This window comes from Actinacidiphila sp. bgisy145 (assembly GCF_057708125.1).
This window is the reverse complement of sequence record NZ_JBYIRL010000018.1, coordinates 151,477-168,332: the sequence shown is the minus strand read 5'-3', so window position 1 is coordinate 168,332 and position 16,856 is coordinate 151,477. Positions and strand designations below refer to the sequence as shown.

9 protein-coding genes are annotated in these 16,856 nt (G+C 73.3%); 3 read left to right on the top strand and 6 right to left on the bottom strand.

Translation table 11 applies throughout. The features are described 5' to 3' along the window. Positions 1-77: 77 nt before the first annotated feature. Complete coding sequence (locus AC3ERT_RS18500; protein ID WP_435131769.1) at positions 78-656, bottom strand: Rv3235 family protein; 579 nt, start codon at positions 654-656, stop codon at positions 78-80. Between the two features lie 153 nt (positions 657-809). On the opposite strand from AC3ERT_RS18500, the gene AC3ERT_RS18495 reads away from it, so the two are divergent. The 3 genes from AC3ERT_RS18495 to AC3ERT_RS18485 all read left to right on the top strand — a co-directional run bounded on the left by AC3ERT_RS18495 (position 810) and on the right by AC3ERT_RS18485 (position 7,273). Further along, positions 810-1,316: a DUF6912 family protein gene (locus AC3ERT_RS18495; RefSeq protein WP_435131771.1), complete on the top strand. Its 507-nt coding sequence runs from the start codon at positions 810-812 to the stop codon at positions 1,314-1,316. A gap of 66 nt (positions 1,317-1,382) precedes the next feature. Next, positions 1,383-2,036 (top strand): HAD family hydrolase, encoded by a 654-nt coding sequence (locus AC3ERT_RS18490; RefSeq protein ID WP_335977654.1) that lies wholly within the window; start codon positions 1,383-1,385, stop codon positions 2,034-2,036. Positions 2,037-2,302: 266 nt separating this feature from the next. After that, complete coding sequence (locus AC3ERT_RS18485; protein WP_435175407.1) at positions 2,303-7,273, top strand: NAD-glutamate dehydrogenase; 4,971 nt, start codon at positions 2,303-2,305, stop codon at positions 7,271-7,273. Positions 7,274-7,302: 29 nt separating this feature from the next. Here the strand turns inward: AC3ERT_RS18485 and AC3ERT_RS18480 are convergent, their stop codons facing one another. From AC3ERT_RS18480 to AC3ERT_RS18460, 5 genes are all read right to left on the bottom strand, one after another. Further along, positions 7,303-9,204 (bottom strand): serine/threonine-protein kinase, encoded by a 1,902-nt coding sequence (locus tag AC3ERT_RS18480; protein WP_435131775.1) that lies wholly within the window; start codon positions 9,202-9,204, stop codon positions 7,303-7,305. 207 nt (positions 9,205-9,411) lie between these two features. Next, entirely contained in the window at positions 9,412-10,413 is a 1,002-nt protein-coding gene (locus tag AC3ERT_RS18475; protein ID WP_435175405.1) for a carbohydrate ABC transporter permease, read from the bottom strand. After that, on the bottom strand, positions 10,410-11,690 hold the full coding sequence (locus AC3ERT_RS18470; RefSeq protein ID WP_435175403.1) for a carbohydrate ABC transporter permease: 1,281 nt from the start codon (positions 11,688-11,690) through the stop codon (positions 10,410-10,412). Before AC3ERT_RS18470 ends, AC3ERT_RS18475 begins: the two co-directional genes overlap by 4 nt. A gap of 177 nt (positions 11,691-11,867) precedes the next feature. Beyond that, positions 11,868-13,214, bottom strand: a complete 1,347-nt coding sequence (locus tag AC3ERT_RS18465; protein WP_435131781.1) for an ABC transporter substrate-binding protein — start codon at positions 13,212-13,214, stop codon at positions 11,868-11,870. A gap of 296 nt (positions 13,215-13,510) precedes the next feature. Continuing rightward, positions 13,511-16,819 (bottom strand): FtsK/SpoIIIE domain-containing protein, encoded by a 3,309-nt coding sequence (locus AC3ERT_RS18460; protein WP_435175401.1) that lies wholly within the window; start codon positions 16,817-16,819, stop codon positions 13,511-13,513. Positions 16,820-16,856 lie beyond the last annotated feature (37 nt).

Below are 16,856 nucleotides of genomic sequence, written 5' to 3'. Positions count from 1 at the left end.
TTGGGGGCCGAACGGGAACCAGTCTTCCGCCCCCGAGCCGTTCGCCGGGTGAGGCCCTTGCGGCGCGGCCGTGCCGGTCAGCGCGCGGCCACGTCGGTGCAGCGCCAGCGGGCGCGGCCGTAGCCGGGGCCGGAGTCGGCGGTGCCGGGCTCGAGGCGGAAGGCGATCGCCCGGATCACGTCGTCGTCCAGGGCGACCACCGCGGTCACCTCCAGCGCGCCGTTCGCGGTCGCGAAGACCCGGCAGCGGCACACGTACGGGGTGCGGCCGTGGACCCGCCGCCGCCAGTCCGCGCGTTCGGCGTGCAGCATCCACAGCCGCTGGTAGGCCTCGTCCCTGACCCGGCCCGCCAGGGAGGTCAGCGGGCGGCGGCCGGTGAGGACGTCGAGCAGCCGTCCGGCGAACCACAGGTGCGGTGGCAGGGCGCGGGGTACGTACCTGGGCCGGGTGGCGGGGCGGCGCGGGTCGGTACGGCGCGGGGGTGCGGTGCCCGCGGCGGGCCGGCGGCCCGGGTGCGGTGGCGCGGGGCGTGGTGCGACCGGGTGGGGAGCGGCGTGCGGTGTCGCGCGGGCGTCCTGGCGGGTGGCGGCGGGGCGGGCGTGTTTCGGGCGGGCGGTGCCGCGGGCGCCGGGGCGGTTCGAGGGTGTGCTGCGCATGGTGGTTCCCCAAAGATCGTTTGCGGTGTCGATGGGGCCGGTTGTAGGGGGCGGGGCCGGTCGCGGGCAAGCAGCCGGGCGGCCGTCCGGGGTGAATCCGGCGGTCGGGCCGGATTCACCTGTGAAGGTGGTGGCGGCCGTATGCTTCACGCCATGCGCGTCTACATTCCCACCACCCTCGCCGGGCTCGCCGAGGCGTACAAGGCGGGCGAGCTGGGCCCGGCGCCGCTGGACGCCTTCGCGGTCACGCCGGGCCTGCGCGAGTGGTACGTCTCCGACGACATCGAGGAACTGGAGTACGCGGCGCTGACCCGTGCCGCCCAGAGTTCCCTGCGGCTGCTGGCCGCGCGGCCCGAACTACCGCGCCGGCGCGTGGTCGTGGCGGTGGACGTGGCCGACGGCGCGGTGCGCCACGACCCCGACCGCGGTCTGGACCCGGCCTCGCTCGGCGAGGTGCGGCTGACCGGGGTGGTGCGGCTCGCCGAGGCCGCGGCGGTGCATGTGGACGCCGACGACGCCGAATCCGACGTGCGGGCCGCGGCCGACGCGGTGGGCGCGGTGGACGCCGGGGACCAGGACGCACAGTTCACCGTCGACGGTGCCGAGGATCACGAGCTGCTGTGGTATGCGACACAGGAGATTCCCCACCTGATCGGCTGACCCCCGTGTGGAAGTTGTCCACAGGCCGGAAACGGGCTGTCGCCCTGCGCGAGTAACGTTCGTGCTGTGAACGCGCACCTCGTATGGGACTGGAACGGAACCCTCTTCAACGACATCGAAGCGGTGGTCGGGGCGACCAACGCCTCGTTCGCCGAACTCGGCCTGCCCCTGGTCACCGCCGAGCGGTACCGCGAGCTGTACTGCGTTCCGGTGCCGCGCTTCTACGAACGGCTGCTGGGCCGGCAGCCGTCCGCGGAGGAGTGGGCCGTGATGGACGCGAACTTCGACCGGCACTACCTGCGGCTGGCCGAGCAGTGCAGCCTCGCCGAAGGGGCGGCCGAACTGCTCGCGGCCCGCCACACCTCGGGCCTGACCCAGTCGCTGTGCTCGCTCGCCACCACCCGGCAGCTGCTGCCGTTCGTCACCGCGCACGGCATCGCCGAACGCTTCCAGCGGATCGACGGCCGCAGCGGAGCGTTGAGTGACGGCAAGTCGGCCCAGATGGCCCGGCACCTGGCCGCGCTCGACGGCCTCGACGGCCGCCCCGTGGTGGTCATCGGCGACGCTCTGGACGACGCGGCGGCCGCCGCCCATGTGGGTGCGTTCGCCGTGCTGTACACCGGCGGTTCACACAGTCGTGCGAGCCTGGAGACGGCCGGGGTCCCGGTGGTCGACAGCCTCGCCGAGGCCGTCGCCCACGCCGAGCGAATAACGGGCTGACCTGGGCGGGAACCCGGTTTCTGTCCAATCGGGCCAAAGGTGAGCGGTGCATTTGTACGAAGACGGCGCATGACAGCCACCCCGGCCGGGACGATAGCCTGGCGGGCGTGATCACTGTTGATCCGTGCTCCGGGGGCATGTCGTGCTGACGGGCACGACGAGCCACCTTTCCGGCATAGCGTCGTCCCGTAGCGGAAACCCCGCGTCGCGGTACGTCGTGCCACCAACCGACGTCACGCAATGGCGCGCGACAGGAGTCAGAGGACATGCAGACCAAGCTGGACGAGGCAAAGGCGGCGCTTCTCGAACGGGCGGCTCTGGCAGGTGAGAGCAGCTCGGCCGGAGGACCGCCCGGCCAGGGTCTCGACGCGCAGGCGCTGACCGCGTTCCTCCAGCGCTACTACCTGCACAGCGCGCCGGAGGACCTGATCGACCGCGACCCGGTCGACGTCTACGGCGCCGCGGTGTCGCACCACCGCCTCGCGGAGAACCGCCCGCAGGGCACCGCCAACCTCCGGGTGCACACCCCCACGGTGGAGCAGAACGGCTGGCAGTGCAGCCACACCGTGGTCGAGGTCGTCACCGACGACATGCCGTTCCTGGTGGACTCGGTCACCAACGCGCTGACCCAGGCGAACCGGGCCATCCACGTGGTCGTCCACCCGCAGTTCCACGTCCGGCGCGACGTCGCGGGCAAGCTCATCGAGGTCCTCGGGTACGCCCCGCAGACCGAGGGCGAACCGCTGCCGCACGACGTCCTGGTGGAGTCCTGGATCCACGTCGAGATCGACCGGGAGACCGATCGGGACGACATCAAGGAGATCACCGCCGATCTGCGCCGCGTGCTGTCCGACGTGCGCGAGTCCGTCGAGGACTGGACGAAGATGCGGCAGGCGGCGCTGACCATCGCCGACGAACTGGCCGCCGCCCCGCCACCGCTGCCGGAGCAGGAGTCCAGCGAGGCGTGGGAGCTGATGCGCTGGCTCGCCGACGACCACTTCACCTTCCTCGGCTACCGCGAGTACGAACTCACCACCGACACCGGTGACGGCGCCGAGGGCAGCGGTGAGGACGTGCTCGTCGCCGTGCCCGGCACGGGCCTGGGCATCCTGCGCTCCGACCCGCAGCACCCGCACGACGACGGCACCCACCCCGGGCACCCGGGCCACCCGGCCTCGCCGTCCTTCAGCCGACTGCCCGCCGACGCCCGCAAGAAGGCCCGCGAGCACCGGCTGCTGGTCCTCACCAAGGCCAACAGCCGCTCCACGGTGCACCGCCCGTCGTACCTGGACTACATCGGGGTCAAGAAGTTCGACGCCGAGGGCAATGTGATCGGCGAGCGGCGCTTCCTCGGGCTGTTCTCCTCCAGTGCCTACACCGAGTCGGTCCGCCGGGTGCCGGTGGTCCGCCGCAAGGTCCAGGAGGTCCTGGAGAGCTCCGGCTACCAGGCCGGCAGCCACGACGGCCGCGACCTGCTCCAGATCCTGGAGACCTACCCGCGCGACGAGCTGTTCCAGACCGGCGTCGAGGAGCTGCGCTCCACCGTCACCAGCGTGCTGTACCTCCAGGAGCGCCGCAAGCTCCGCCTCTACCTGCGGCAGGACGAGTACGGCCGGTACTACTCCGCGCTGGTCTACCTGCCCCGCGACCGCTACACCACCGCGGTGCGGCTGCGCCTGACCCACATCCTCCAGGAGGAACTGGGCGGCCGCAGCGTCGACTTCACCGCATGGAACACCGAGTCGGTGCTCTCCCGGCTGCACTTCGTGATCCGCGTCGACCCCGGCAACCGGCTCCCCGAACTCGACGAGTCCGACGCCGAGCGGATCGAGAACCGGCTCGCCGCGGCCGCCCGCTCCTGGGCCGACGGCTTCGCCGAGGCGCTCAACGCCGAGTGCGGCGAGGAACGCGCCGCCGAACTCGCCCGGCGCTACGCCGACGCCTTCCCCGACGGCTACCGGGCGGACTTCGCGCCGCGGGCCGCCGTCGCGGACCTCCAGCACATCGAGAGCCTGACCGAGGACGACTTCACCCTCTCGCTGTACGAACCGGTCTCCGCCGCCCCAGAGGAGCGCCGCTTCAAGATCTACCGCACCGGCGCCCCGGTGTCGCTGTCCGCGGTGCTCCCGGTGCTCCAGCGGCTCGGCGTCGAGGTCGTCGACGAGCGCCCCTACGAGCTGCGCCGCGCCGACAACTCCCGGGCCTGGGTCTACGACTTCGGGCTGCGCCTGGACCCCGCGCTCGGCGACCTCGGGGACGACGCGCGCGAGCGGTTCCAGGAGGCGTTCGCCGCGACCTGGACCGACCGGGCCGAGAACGACGGCTTCAACTCGCTGGTGCTGCGCGCCGGGCTGGACTGGCGGCAGGCGATGGTGCTGCGCGCCTACGCCAAGTACCTGCGGCAGGCCGGTTCCACCTTCAGCCAGGACTACATGGAGGACACCCTCCGCACGAACGTCCACACCACCCGGCTGCTGGTCAACCTCTTCCAGGCCCGGCTGTCGCCCGACCACCAGAAGGCCGGCCGGGAGCTGACCGACGGCATCCTGGAGGAGCTGGAGGGCGCCCTCGACCAGGTCGCCAGCCTCGACGAGGACCGCATCCTGCGCTCCTTCCTCACCCTGATCAAGGCCACGCTGCGCACCAACTACTTCCAGCGCGGCTCGGACGGCAAGCCGCACCCCTACCTGTCGATCAAGTTCGACCCGCAGGCGGTGCCCGACCTGCCCGCGCCCCGCCCGGCGTTCGAGATCTGGGTCTACAGCCCCCGGGTGGAGGGCGTGCACCTGCGGTTCGGGAAGGTCGCACGCGGCGGGCTGCGCTGGTCCGACCGCCGTGAGGACTTCCGCACCGAGGTGCTGGGCCTGGTCAAGGCCCAGATGGTGAAGAACACGGTGATCGTGCCGGTGGGCGCGAAGGGCGGTTTCGTCGGCAAGCGGCTGCCGGACCCGGCCGCCGACCGCGACGCGTGGATGGCCGAGGGCATCGCCTCGTACCGGACGTTCATCTCCGGGCTGCTCGACATCACCGACAACCTGGTCGGCGGCGAGGTGGTCCCGCCGCAGGACGTGGTCCGGCACGACGAGGACGACACCTACCTGGTGGTGGCGGCGGACAAGGGCACCGCGTCCTTCTCCGACATCGCCAACGAGGTCGCCGTCTCGTACGGGTTCTGGCTCGGCGACGCCTTCGCGTCGGGCGGCTCGGTCGGCTACGACCACAAGAAGATGGCCATCACCTCCTCCGGCGCCTGGGAGTCGGTGAAGCGGCACTTCCGGGAGACCGGCCACAACACGCAGGAAGAGGACTTCACCGTCGTCGGCATCGGCGACATGTCCGGTGACGTCTTCGGCAACGGCATGCTGCTGTCGGAGCACATCCGGCTGGTGGCCGCCTTCGACCACCGCCACATCTTCCTCGACCCGAACCCGGACGCGGCGACCTCCTACGCCGAGCGGCGCCGGATGTTCGAACTGCCGCGCTCCTCCTGGGCCGACTACGACTCCTCGCTGATCTCGCCCGGCGGCGGCATCTACCCGCGCACCGCCAAGGCGATCCCGGTCAGCGCGGCCGTCCGCGCCGCGCTCGGCATCGCGTCCTCGGCGGCGAAGCTCACCCCGGCCGAGCTGATGAAGGCGATCCTGAAGGCCCCGGTCGACCTGCTGTGGAACGGCGGCATCGGCACGTACGTCAAGGCGTCCACCGAGACGCAGGCGGACGTCGGCGACAAGGCCAACGACGCGATCCGGATCGACGGCGCCGACCTGCGCGTGAAGGTCGTCGGCGAGGGCGGCAACCTGGGCTTCACCCAGCTCGGCCGGATCGAGTTCGCCCGGTCCGGCGGCCCCGACGGCAGCGGCGGCCGGATCAACACCGACGCGATCGACAACAGCGCGGGCGTGGACGCCTCCGACCACGAGGTCAACATCAAGGTGCTGCTCAACCGCACCGTCGCCGACGGCGACATGACGGTCAAGCAGCGCAACGCGCTGCTCGCCGAGATGACCCATGACGTCGGCAACCTGGTGCTGCGCAACAACTACGCACAGAACGTCGCGCTGGCCAACAGCATGGCGCAGACCAGCAGCCTGCTCCACGCGCACCAGCGGTTCATGCGGCGCCTGGCACGGGAGGGCCGGCTGGACCGGGCGCTGGAGTTCCTGCCCACCGACCGGCAGATCCGCGAGCGGTCGGCGGCCGGCACCGGCCTGACCCAGCCGGAGATGGCCGTCATCCTCGCCTACGCGAAGATCACGGTGGCCGACGAGCTGATCCACACCGATCTGCCCGACGACCCGTATCTGCGGTCCCTGCTGCACGCGTACTTCCCGGCGGCCCTGCGGGAGCGGTTCGCCCAGCAGATCGACCACCACGCGCTGCACCGCGAGATCGTCACCACCGTGCTGGTCAACGACACGGTGAACACCGGCGGCACCACGTTCCTGCACCGGTTCCGGGAGGAGATCGGCGCGACCACCGAGGAGATCGTGCGGGCGCACACGGCGGCCCGGGCGATCTTCGACCTCAACGCGATCTGGGACGCGGTCGAGGCGCTGGACAACACCGTCGCGGCCGATGTGCAGACCCGGATCAGGCTGCACTCGCGGCGGCTGGTCGAGCGCGGCACCCGCTGGCTGCTCAACAACCGGATGCAGCCGCTCCAGATCGCCGAGACCATCGAGTTCTTCGGGGAGGGCGTCACCGCGGTCTGGTCGAAGCTGCCGCAGCTGCTGTGCGGGGCGGACCGGGAGTGGTACGCCGGGCTGCACGACGAGCTGACGGCCGCCGGGGTGCCGGAGGAGCTGGCGACGCGGGTCGCGGGGTTCTCGTCGGCGTTCCCGGCGCTGGACATCGTGGACGTGGCGCGCCGGGCCGGCAAGGAGCCGCTGGACGTCGCCGAGATCTACTTCGACCTCGCCGACCGGTTGGGCATCACCCAACTGCTCAACCGGATCATCCAGTTGCCGCGGGACGACCGCTGGCAGTCGATGGCGCGGGCCGCGATCCGCGAGGACCTGTTCGCGGCGCACGCGGCGCTCACCGCCGACGTGCTCAGCGCGGGCGAGGCCGGCGCCACCCCGGAGGAGCGTTACAAGGCGTGGGAGGAGCGCAACTCCGGCCTGGTCAACCGGGCCAGGACCACGCTGGAGGAGATCCAGGGCTCCGAGGAGTTCGACCTGGCGAGCCTGTCGGTGGCGATGCGGACCTTCCGTACGCTGCTGCGCACCCACCACTGAGCACCGCCCGCCCCCGAAGGACCGCGGTCTCACCGGCTCGGCATCTTCCACAAGGTGAGCTTGCCGGTGTACACGGGCGTCTTGTAGTAGTTCTCGCTCGGGGTGGTGCCGGTGATCAGCCACATCGCCAGGTGCCCGGAGCTGGTCACGGTGCACAGCCGGTCGCCGGTCCTGATCAGCGGGTCGTCGCCGGCCAGGTCCTGCCCGCCGACCTGGCCCGGCAGCGGGTTGGCCTCGGCGGCTTCCCGGCAGTCGGTGGGGGAGGCGCTGGTGGACTTGCCGGTGGGCGTGTTGAAGGTCAGGTAGTCGTCGCTGTAGCTCAGCTCGACCTGGCTGCTGGGCAGGCTGTCCTTCGGGTCGACCAGCGGGGTGTCGAGGTCGACGTCCGGGCCGGGGTCGATGGAGTTGGGCGGGCGGACGGTCAGTGAGCGGTCCTTGAAGATCACCTGGTAGCTGCCGTCGGCCGCCGCGTCGCCGGTGGTGGCGGTGGCGGTGTCCGTGCCGGTCGGTGCGGCGGTGCCGGGGGTGCTGGGCGTGCCGCCGGTCGACGTGCCGCCGATGGCCGCGGCCGGTGCCGGGGTGCTCTGCTGGGGGCCGGCATCGGAGTGGCCGTCGCCGCTGGTGGAGCGGGTGATGGCGTAGGTGAGGGTGACCGCGAGGACCAGGGCGAGCACGCCGCCGCCGACGACCAGCAGCTTGTGGGTGCCGCCGCCGGGTGTGGGGATCGGCTGGGGCTCGTTCTCGGGGGGCGGTGGGCCGTAACCGGTCGGGAGCGGCCCGGCGGGTGCGCCGGTGGGCGGGGCGAACGCGTTCGGGTGCTGCCCGGGCGGCGGCCCCGCGGGGTATCCGGTGGCCGGCGCGAACCCGGGCGGGTCCGGCATCGTGGGCCCGGACCCGGACCCGGAACCAGCGATGGAACCGGCCCCGGGGGCGGGTTCGGGCTGGGGCGGCTGCTTCGCGGCGGCCTCCCGCCGTACGATCTCGGCCGCGATCGGCTGCGGCAGCCATCCGGCGAAGTCCCGCAGCGACCGGCCGGCGGCGCGCGTGCACAGCTCGGCCAGTTCCGCGGGGGAGGGGCGCACCGCGGGGTCGGCGGTGAGGCAGCGGGTCAGCACCGGCCGCAGCGCGTCGGGGTAGCCGGACAGGTCGGGCGGTCGTATGGAGGTGTTGGCGATCTTCGTGGCGAGCGTGATGGCGCCCGCCTCGCCGTACGGATGGCGGCCCGTGGCGGCGACGGCGGCGATCAGGCCGAGCGAGAACAGGTCGGTGGCGGGGGTGAGTTCGTGGCCGTTCGCGTGCTCGGGGGACATGTACTGCGGAGTGCCGATCAGCCCGCCGCTGCGGGTGAGCTGCGTGGAGTCCGCGGCCCGGGCGATGCCGAAGTCGATCACCCACGGCCCGCCGGCGGCCAGCAGCACATTGCTGGGCTTGAGGTCGCGGTGGATGATGCCGGCCGCGTGCACGGCGCGCAGCGCCTCCGCGGCGCAGCCGACGAGTTGGAGCACGGTGGGCACCGGCAGCGCGCCGTACCGGGACAGCGCCTCGTCCAGGGGCAGCCCGGGGACGAAGGTGGTGGCGAGCCACGGCTGGTCGCCGGTGGTGTCGTGGTCGACGACCGGCACCACGTGGTAGCCCTGCACCTGGCGGGCGGCCCGCACCTCCTGCTGGAAGCGGCGCCGAAACTCCTCGTCGCGGGCGTACTCGCGGCGGATCAGCTTCAGCGCGACCGGCTGGCCGCCGCGGGTGTGCGAGAGGTAGACGGTGCCCATGCCGCCCTCGCCGATCCGGGCGAGGAGCCGGTAGCCGGCTTGCTCGCGCGGGTCCTGGGGGCCCAGCGGACGCAACTGGCCGCCGTGGTGGGCGTTTCCGCCGCGGTAGCCGGGTCCGTCGCCGTATGTGCGTCCGTCGTCGTGGCCGTCGATGTCGGGCACCCCCCTCGGATAGGTCCAAACGGCCCGATGGTACCCAGGGGGCCCGCCCCGGCACCGGTCCGGTCGTCAACTCGTGTACGGATCAGGGCACTTCGGTGACGCCGGAGGCGGAAAGGGCGGTATGACGGCGCTCGGGGGGCCGGGCACGGACACGGCGGCGCCCGTCCACCCGCCGTACCGGGCGGGTGAACGGGCGCCGTGACAGCGCTACTTGACCGCCCCGGCCATCACGCCGGAGACGAACTGCCGCTGGAACGCGAAGAACACGATCAGCGGGACCACCATCGACAGGAAGGCGCCGGGGGCCAGGATGTCGATGTTGTCGCTGAACTGCCGGACCTGCTGCTGGAGGGCGACCGTGATCGGTTGCGAGTCGCTGTTGGCGAAGATCAGCGCCACCAGCATGTCGTTCCACACCCACAGGAACTGGAAGATGCCGAGCGACGCGATCGCCGGGCCGCCCAGCGGCATGATCACCCGTACGAACAGCCGCAGTTCGCCGGCGCCGTCCAGCCGCGCCGCCTCCAGCAGCTCGCGGGGGATCTCCGCGAAGAAGTTCCGCAGCAGGAAGATCGCGAACGGCAGCCCGAAGGCGGTGTGGAAGAGCACCACCCCGGAGATGTCGCCGAAGATCCCGATCTTCCCGAAGAGCTTCGCCACCGGGACCAGCGCCACCTGCACCGGCACCACGAGCATCGCCACCACGCCGATGAACCACCAGTCCCGGCCGGGGAACTCCATCCACGCGAAGGCGTAGCCGGCCAGCGAGCCGATCACCACGACCAGCACGGTGGCCGGCACGGTGATCAGCACGGTGTTCCACAGCGAGCTGGTGATGGCGTGGTTGTCCAGCAGGGAGCGGTAGTTGGTGACCGTGAGCTGGGTCGGCGAGGTGAAGACCTTCCACCAGCCGCTGGCCGCGATGTCCTGCCGGCTGCGCAGACTGGACAGCAGCAGCCCGACGGTGGGCATCAGCCAGAACAGCGCCACCACCAGCAGCACCAGCCGGAGCAGGCCGCCGCTCGCCCCGGCGGCCAGCCGTGCCCCGATCCCGCGCCGACCGGCCCCCGCGCCAGCACCGGCGCCGGCACTCGTACCGGCCCCCGCACCCTTGTCCGCACCGGCGCCGACCCCCGCGACCGCACCAGCGCCAGCACCGGCACCGGCACCGGCACCGGCACCCGCACTCATACCCGCATCCGCGCTCATCGCCGTCCCTCCCTGCGCAGCCGCCGGATGTTGAAGACCATGACCGGCAGCACCAGCAGCAGCAGGATCACGCCGATCGCGCTGCCGACGCCCAGGTCGTTGCCGCCGCCGAAGGACGACAGGTAGAGCTGGAGCGCGAGCACGTTCGCGTTCGACTGGGTGTTGCCCGGCGCGATGATGTACACGAGGTCGAAGATCTTCAGCACGTTGATCATCAGCGTCACCATCACCACCACCAGCACGGGGGCCAGCAGCGGCACGGTGATCCGGCGGAAGACCTGCCACTCGCCCGCGCCGTCCACCCGGGCCTGCTCCAGCAGTTCACGCGGCACCCCGGCAAGTCCCGCCGCGATCAGCACCATGGCGAAGCCGGCCCACATCCACACGTAGGAGCCGATGATCGACGGGGTGACCAGGTCCGGGCCGAGCCAGTTGATGCCGTTGTACTTGCCGGAGAAGTTCGAGGCGGGCAACCGCAGTTGGGCGCCCGCCGCCTTCGCGGGCAGCGCGTAAGTGCCGTCCTTTCCGGAGGTCGCCGAGGCGATCACCTTGCCGTCCCTGACCGCCTGCACCTTCACCCCGGACAGTGCCTTCTCGCCCGGGTCGATGACATCGGGCTTGCCGGTGCCGCCGGGCCGGAAGTCCAGCCACACGGTGCCGGTGACATGGCCGGGCTGCGGCGCCGCCGGCTTGGCCTGCCGCGCCCCGGAGGGCAGTTCGGTCTGCGGGATGCCGACCAGCGGCAGGTCCGCCGACGTGCCGACGCGCGCGGTGGACGTCGAGGTGAACGACCCGCCCGCGGTCGGCTTCAGGTCGCTGTCCGGCCGCGGCCGCGCCCCCGGGTAGGCGGAGTTGCTGGTGAACGTGTCGTGCACGGCCACCACCACCGCGTTCGCCACCCCGCGCGACGGGTCCTGCTCGTAGACCAGCCGGAAGATGATGCCCGCGGCCAGCATCGAGATGGCCATCGGCATGAAGATGACCAGCTTGAACGCGGTGCTCCAGCGCACCCGTTCGGTGAGCACCGCGAAGACCAGGCCCAGCGCGGTCGCCACGGTGGGCGCCACCACCACCCAGATCGCGTTGTTGCGGACCGCGGTGAGGATGCCGTGGTCGGTGAAGACCGTACGGAAGTTCTTCAGCCCGACGAACGAGTCGCCGCTGGCGTCGAAGAGACTGCGGTAGACGGTGTAGCCGATCGGATACGCCACCAGCGCGCCCAGCAGGACGAGCGCCGGCAGCAGGAACAGCGCGACGATCCACGGGCGGGTGCCCACGACGCTGCGGAACCGGCCGGGGCGCCGACCGGAACCGGGCCCCTCGGCCGGCCCGTCGACAGAATTCCCGGGTCCTTGGGCGGAGTCGGGCCCGGCCGGGCGGGGGACGGCACCGAAGCCGCCCCCCGCCCCGACCGGACCGCCCGCCCCTGGCACAGAGGCGTCAGCCATCCGGCCTCAGCTCCCGTACGCCTTGGCCGCGTCCGACTCCAACTTCGCCTGCGCGCCGGCCACATCGGACGGCTTGCTGAGGAAGTCCTGGAGGTCCTTCCACTCGCCCTGGCCCTTGGTGCCGCCGAAGGCCGCCGGAGCCTGGTCCGACATGTCGAACCGGAAGTCGTCACCGGAGGCGATCAGCGCCTGGGCGATGGTGCGCTCGGTCGCGTCCGGGTACGCCGAGAACGGCAGCGCCTTGTTCGGCGAGAGGTAACCGCCGCTGGACGCCCAGATCTTGGCCGCGTCGGTGGACGCCACATAGGTGAGCAGCGCCTGCGCGCCCGCGTTGTCCTTCAGCGCCACGCCGACGTCGCCGCCGCTGACCACCGGCGCCTTGCCGCTGCCGACGGCCGGGAACGGGAACACCTTCGCGTCCGTGCCGACCTTCGCCTTGGTGTTGGCGGTGATGAACGACGCCACGAAGTCGGCCTCGTAGACCATCGCGGCCTTCGGCGGGTTGCTGCTGAACACCTGCGTCACCGACTTCGGGAAGTCGTCGGCGAGCGCGGTGGACGTGCCGCCGGCGACCAGGTCCTTGTTGCCGAAGAGCTGCGCGAGCGTGGTCAGCGCGGTCTTCACCGACGGGTCGGTCCACTTGATCTTGTGCGCGGTCAGCGCGTCGTACTTCGCCGGACCGGCCTGCGAGAGGTAGATGTTCTCGAACCAGTCGGTGAGGGTCCAGCCGTCCGCGCCGCCGATGGACACCGCCGGGGTGCCGGACTCGTAGACGGTCTCGGCGGTCTTCAGGAACTCCGCCCAGGTCTTCGGCACGGTCGCGCCCGCGTTGCTGAAGGCCGACGTGTTGTACCAGATCAGCGACTTGTTGGCGACCTTGGCGTAGACGCCGTACTGCTTGCCCTTCCAAGCGCCCAGGTCCTGCCAGCCCTTGGAGTAGTTCTTGCTCAACTGCGCCTGTGCGCCCGCGCCGAGCGGCTTCAGCCAGCCCTTGTCGGCGAACTGGTGCAGGACGCCGGGCTGGGCGAGGAACGCCACGTCCGGCGGGGCACCGCCCTCGATCTTCGTGCCCAGGAAGGTCGACTGGCTGTCCCCGGTCGGTACGAAGGTGGACTTCGCGCCGGTCAGCTTGTCGAACTGGTCCAGCACCTTCTGGAAGGCCTTCTGCTCCGGACCGGTCCACACCGCCGCGACCTCGAGCTTCTGCCCGTGCAGGTCCGGCAGGTTCAACTCGCTCCCGTCGGACCCGTTGCTCCCCGAAGAGGAGGCCGACGACGTGCTCTTGGAGCTGTCCTTCTTGTCGCTGCCCCCGCCGCAGGCCGCGGTGGTGAGCGCGAGCGCGGACACGGTCACCGCAGCGAGCGCGATGCGCGCGGTCCCCCGCGTTCTCCGTCGTGCGTCGTTGGTGCTTTTGCGCCGTAAGGTACGCATGTCGTCATCCCCTCAGTCCCGTTGGCGACTGTCCTACGCCCGGCGCGACGGCGCTCGCAAGGCCGTGTCGGAGCCTGCGGGGGTCATTGTGACGATGCCGTGATCTTGAACTCAATCCTTCGGTACGGAAACGGACGGACCGTCAGGTCCGGGCGCAAAGCGGCGCCGAACGGCCCGACCGGGGACCGCTGGGCGCCCTCGAGAGCCCAACGCCCCGATCAGACGAGCGGCTTCGTCAGCGCCGCCGGGGCGCCGCCCGACGCACCCGCGCTGCCCGACGCACCCGCACCCGCACTGGCGGACGCCGCCGCGCCGCGCGGCCCGGACTCGTCGGCCGGCGTCTCGGCGGCGCGTTGCAGCGCACTGGCCAGCAGCGCCAAGTCGGTGGGCCCGTTGCCGAGTTCACGCACCTGGCGGCGCGCCGGCGGGTCGCCCATCCGCTCCCACTCCAACGGCACCACGGTCGGCCGCAGCGTCGCCGTACGCGGGATGCGCGCGCTGACCCGGGCGGCCTGGAACGGCGTCACCGCGCCGCCCGGCCGCCGCAGGTAACCGCGCCCGGGCACCGCTTCGTCCAGCCCCGCCGGGTCCTCCACGTGCACCAGCAGCGCGGCCGACTCCGGGTCCGCGGTCCGCAGCGCGATCCGCAGCCGGGCCCGCTCGTCGGCCTCGGTGCCCGCGGTCCGCTCGGGCCGCCCGGTCGCGGCGACCAGGTGCACCCCGAGCCGCTCGCCGTCCCGCGCCACCGCCTCCAGGGCCCGCACCACGCTGCCCGCCGACGGCCGCCCCGGACTGCCGAGCCCCGGCGCCACGAGCGCGTCGAAGTCGTCCACGACCACGACCAGGCGCGGCAGTACGGGTACGGGTACGGGCACGGCTTGCGCGCCGCCGCCCTCACCCGAACGTGAACCCGCACGCGTTCCCGCACGCGTTCCCGCACCCGTGCCCGCACCCGAGCCCGTACGCCCGCCCGACCCGCGCCCGCCCTGGTGCGGCACCGTCCCCGCCACCGCGCCCCGGGCGCTGTGCCACGCCGCGAAGTCCTCGCCCCCCAGCACCTCCGCGCGCCGCTTCAGCTCCCCGCTCAGCGCCTGCGCGAACTCCCGCATCCGGGTCGGGTCCGACGCGACCAGGTGCGTGGAGACGTGCGGCAGGTCCGCGCAGGACGCCAGCCCCTCACCGCGCTCCGCCCCCGCCCCGTCCACCAGCACCAGCGCCAGCCGGTCCGGCCGGTCGGCCGCGGCCAGCGCCGCCACCACCGAGCGCAGCAGCTCCGTCTTGCCGCTGCCCGCGGCGCCCCCGAGCATCAGGTGCGGCCCCTCGGCCACCAGGTCCACGGCCACCCGGCCGCCCGCCCCCGCCCCGATCACCGCGGTCGCCCCCGACGCGGCACCGGGCGCCTCGGCCCACCGCGCCGCGATCCGGGCCGGCGTCGCGATCGCCAGGTCCAGCTCGTCCAGCAGCCGTACGGCGCCCGGCAGCACATGCCGTGAGGGCACGTCCACCGACCCCGCGTCGGCCTCTCGCAGCGGCGCGAGCGCCCGGGCGAAGTGCTCCGCCCATGCCGCGGACACCGCGTCCAGCACGATCACGCCGTCCACCGGCTCCGCCGGATACGTCCCCGCACCCGCCGCGGCGCCGTCGTACGCGCCCGGGGCCGACTGGAGGCGCAGCGTGGTCGCCACGTCGCCGGAGACGTGGGCCACCAGACCGCCCTGCACGGGCGGGCGTTCACCGGTCTCGGCGAGGCACAGCAGATGGACGCCGGCCGACGGGCCGGCCACGGCTATCCGGCCCAGCGCGTCGCGCAGCGCCTGCGAGCCGGGGTCGCCGTCGAGGACGACCAGGGTGTACGGGCCGTCGTGGCGCGCAGCCGCCGCGGCGACCGCGGCCGGGGGAGCGGTCGCCCAACCGGGCCCGAGCGGGCCCGACTCCAGCCGCCGCACCAGCTCGGCGGCGCGTGCCTCGGCCTGGTCGCGGTCGAAGGCGAGCAGCAGCCGGCAGTCCTGGCCGTGCGCGGGGCGCAGGTGCGGCAGCCAGTTCAGCCAGGACCACTCCTCGGTGCGCTCGTCCGCGCCGCGCGTGCGGTCCGCGCTGACCAGCACCACTTCCAGCGTGGCCGGGGAGTGCAGCGCGCACAGCTGTGCGAGCACCGCCCTCGCCAGCCCGGCCAGCCGCGGCCGGGGCCCGGCCAGGGTCAGCGCGGACCCGCCCGGGGCCCGCAGGTCCACGGTGTACGGGGCGCCGCGCAGCAGCCCGCCGTCCGGCGCCGCCAGATCGGCGGTGCCCAGGCGTACGGTCAGCGCGTCCGGGTGGGCGTGGCCGCGCTCCCACAGCCGCCGGCCCGGGCCGAGCGCGGTCAGCAGGACCGCCGCCGGGTCGGGCCAGCGCTCGCGCAGCGCCTCCGCGGCGGCCGGGTCGTCGGCGGCGGGGAGTGGGCCGGCCGCGGCGTCCTCGGGTGCCGGGCGGGCGCCCGCCAGCCGCCGTGCCCAGGCGCCTATCGCGCCGACGACCCCGGCCCGCGCCGGTTCGTCGAGGTCGCGGCGGTTGCGTTCGCCGGTCGGGCGCCGGGAGCTGTCCGCGGCGGGCGGCTCGGCCGGCGGCCACTCGGCTTCCGTCGGGGTGCCGAGGCGCAGGCCCACCCCGTGGGTGCCGTCCGCGCCGTGGCGTTCCTCGCGGCCGGTGTCCTCGTACGGTCCCGCGGACGCTCCCGGGGCCGGGGCCGGGGCCGTGGTCGGTGCCGGGCCCGGGTCGGCGGCCGCGGGGGTGTACGGGCCGCTGCCGTACGCGGTGGCGCCGTCGGGCTCCGCGGCGCTCTCCGGTGCGGCCGCGCCGCGCGGGGAGACCCGCAGGTGCCCCTCGCCGTCGGGGGCTGTCGCCAGCGGCGCGGGGGCGGCCGGGCGCGGCGGGGTGACGCTGAGCGTGGACTCGCCGATCCGCAGCAGCGCGCCGGGCGCGAACGGCAGCGGGTGGACGCCCACCGGGCGCCCGGACAGCACGGTGCCGTTGGTCGAGCCGAGGTCGGCGACGGTGACCGCGCCGTCGGAGCCCACCGCGATCTCGCAGTGCAGGCGGGAGACGTCGGGGTCGTCGAGGGGGACGTCCGCGTCCGCGGAGCGGCCCACCGCCGCCTGGCCGCCCTGGAGCAAGTGCACGCCGCCCGCGTCGGGGCCGCCCACCACGTGCAGCGCGGCGAGGTCCGCCGGCGGCCGCCCGTACTGGCCGAAACGGCCGTACTGGCCGTGGTCGCCATGCTGCTCCGCGGGGGCGTGCAGGGAGATCAGCGCGCCGTCCACGAGGGGCGGGGCGCCGAGGACCGCGGTCGGGGCCAGCCGTCCGCTGCCCGCGTACAGCGCGACCGGGGCGGCGGAGGAGCGGCCCCCGGGCTGGCCCGAGCCGGCCGCCGAGGCCAGCGCGCCGGCCACGGCGCCCAAGGTGGTGCCCGCGGGTGCCGTCACCAGCACGTCGCAGCCGCGAGCTGCCCGGCCGCTGCCGCGCGGCCCGAGGACGGTCAGCCGGATCTGCATCTCGTCCGCGGTCCCTTCTGCTCTGATCCGCCCGTGG

Bases quoted from the DNA above. Each gene is read 5' to 3' on its own strand.
- AC3ERT_RS18460 (WP_435175401.1), bottom strand. From the start codon at position 16,819: ATGCAGATCCGGCTGACCGTCCTCGGGCCGCGCGGCAGCGGCCGGGCA.
- AC3ERT_RS18495 (WP_435131771.1), top strand. From the start codon at position 810: ATGCGCGTCTACATTCCCACCACCCTCGCCGGGCTCGCCGAGGCGTAC.
- AC3ERT_RS18475 (WP_435175405.1), bottom strand. From the start codon at position 10,413: ATGAGCGCGGATGCGGGTATGAGTGCGGGTGCCGGTGCCGGTGCCGGT.
- AC3ERT_RS18500 (WP_435131769.1), bottom strand. From the start codon at position 656: ATGCGCAGCACACCCTCGAACCGCCCCGGCGCCCGCGGCACCGCCCGC.
- AC3ERT_RS18485 (WP_435175407.1), top strand. From the start codon at position 2,303: ATGCAGACCAAGCTGGACGAGGCAAAGGCGGCGCTTCTCGAACGGGCG.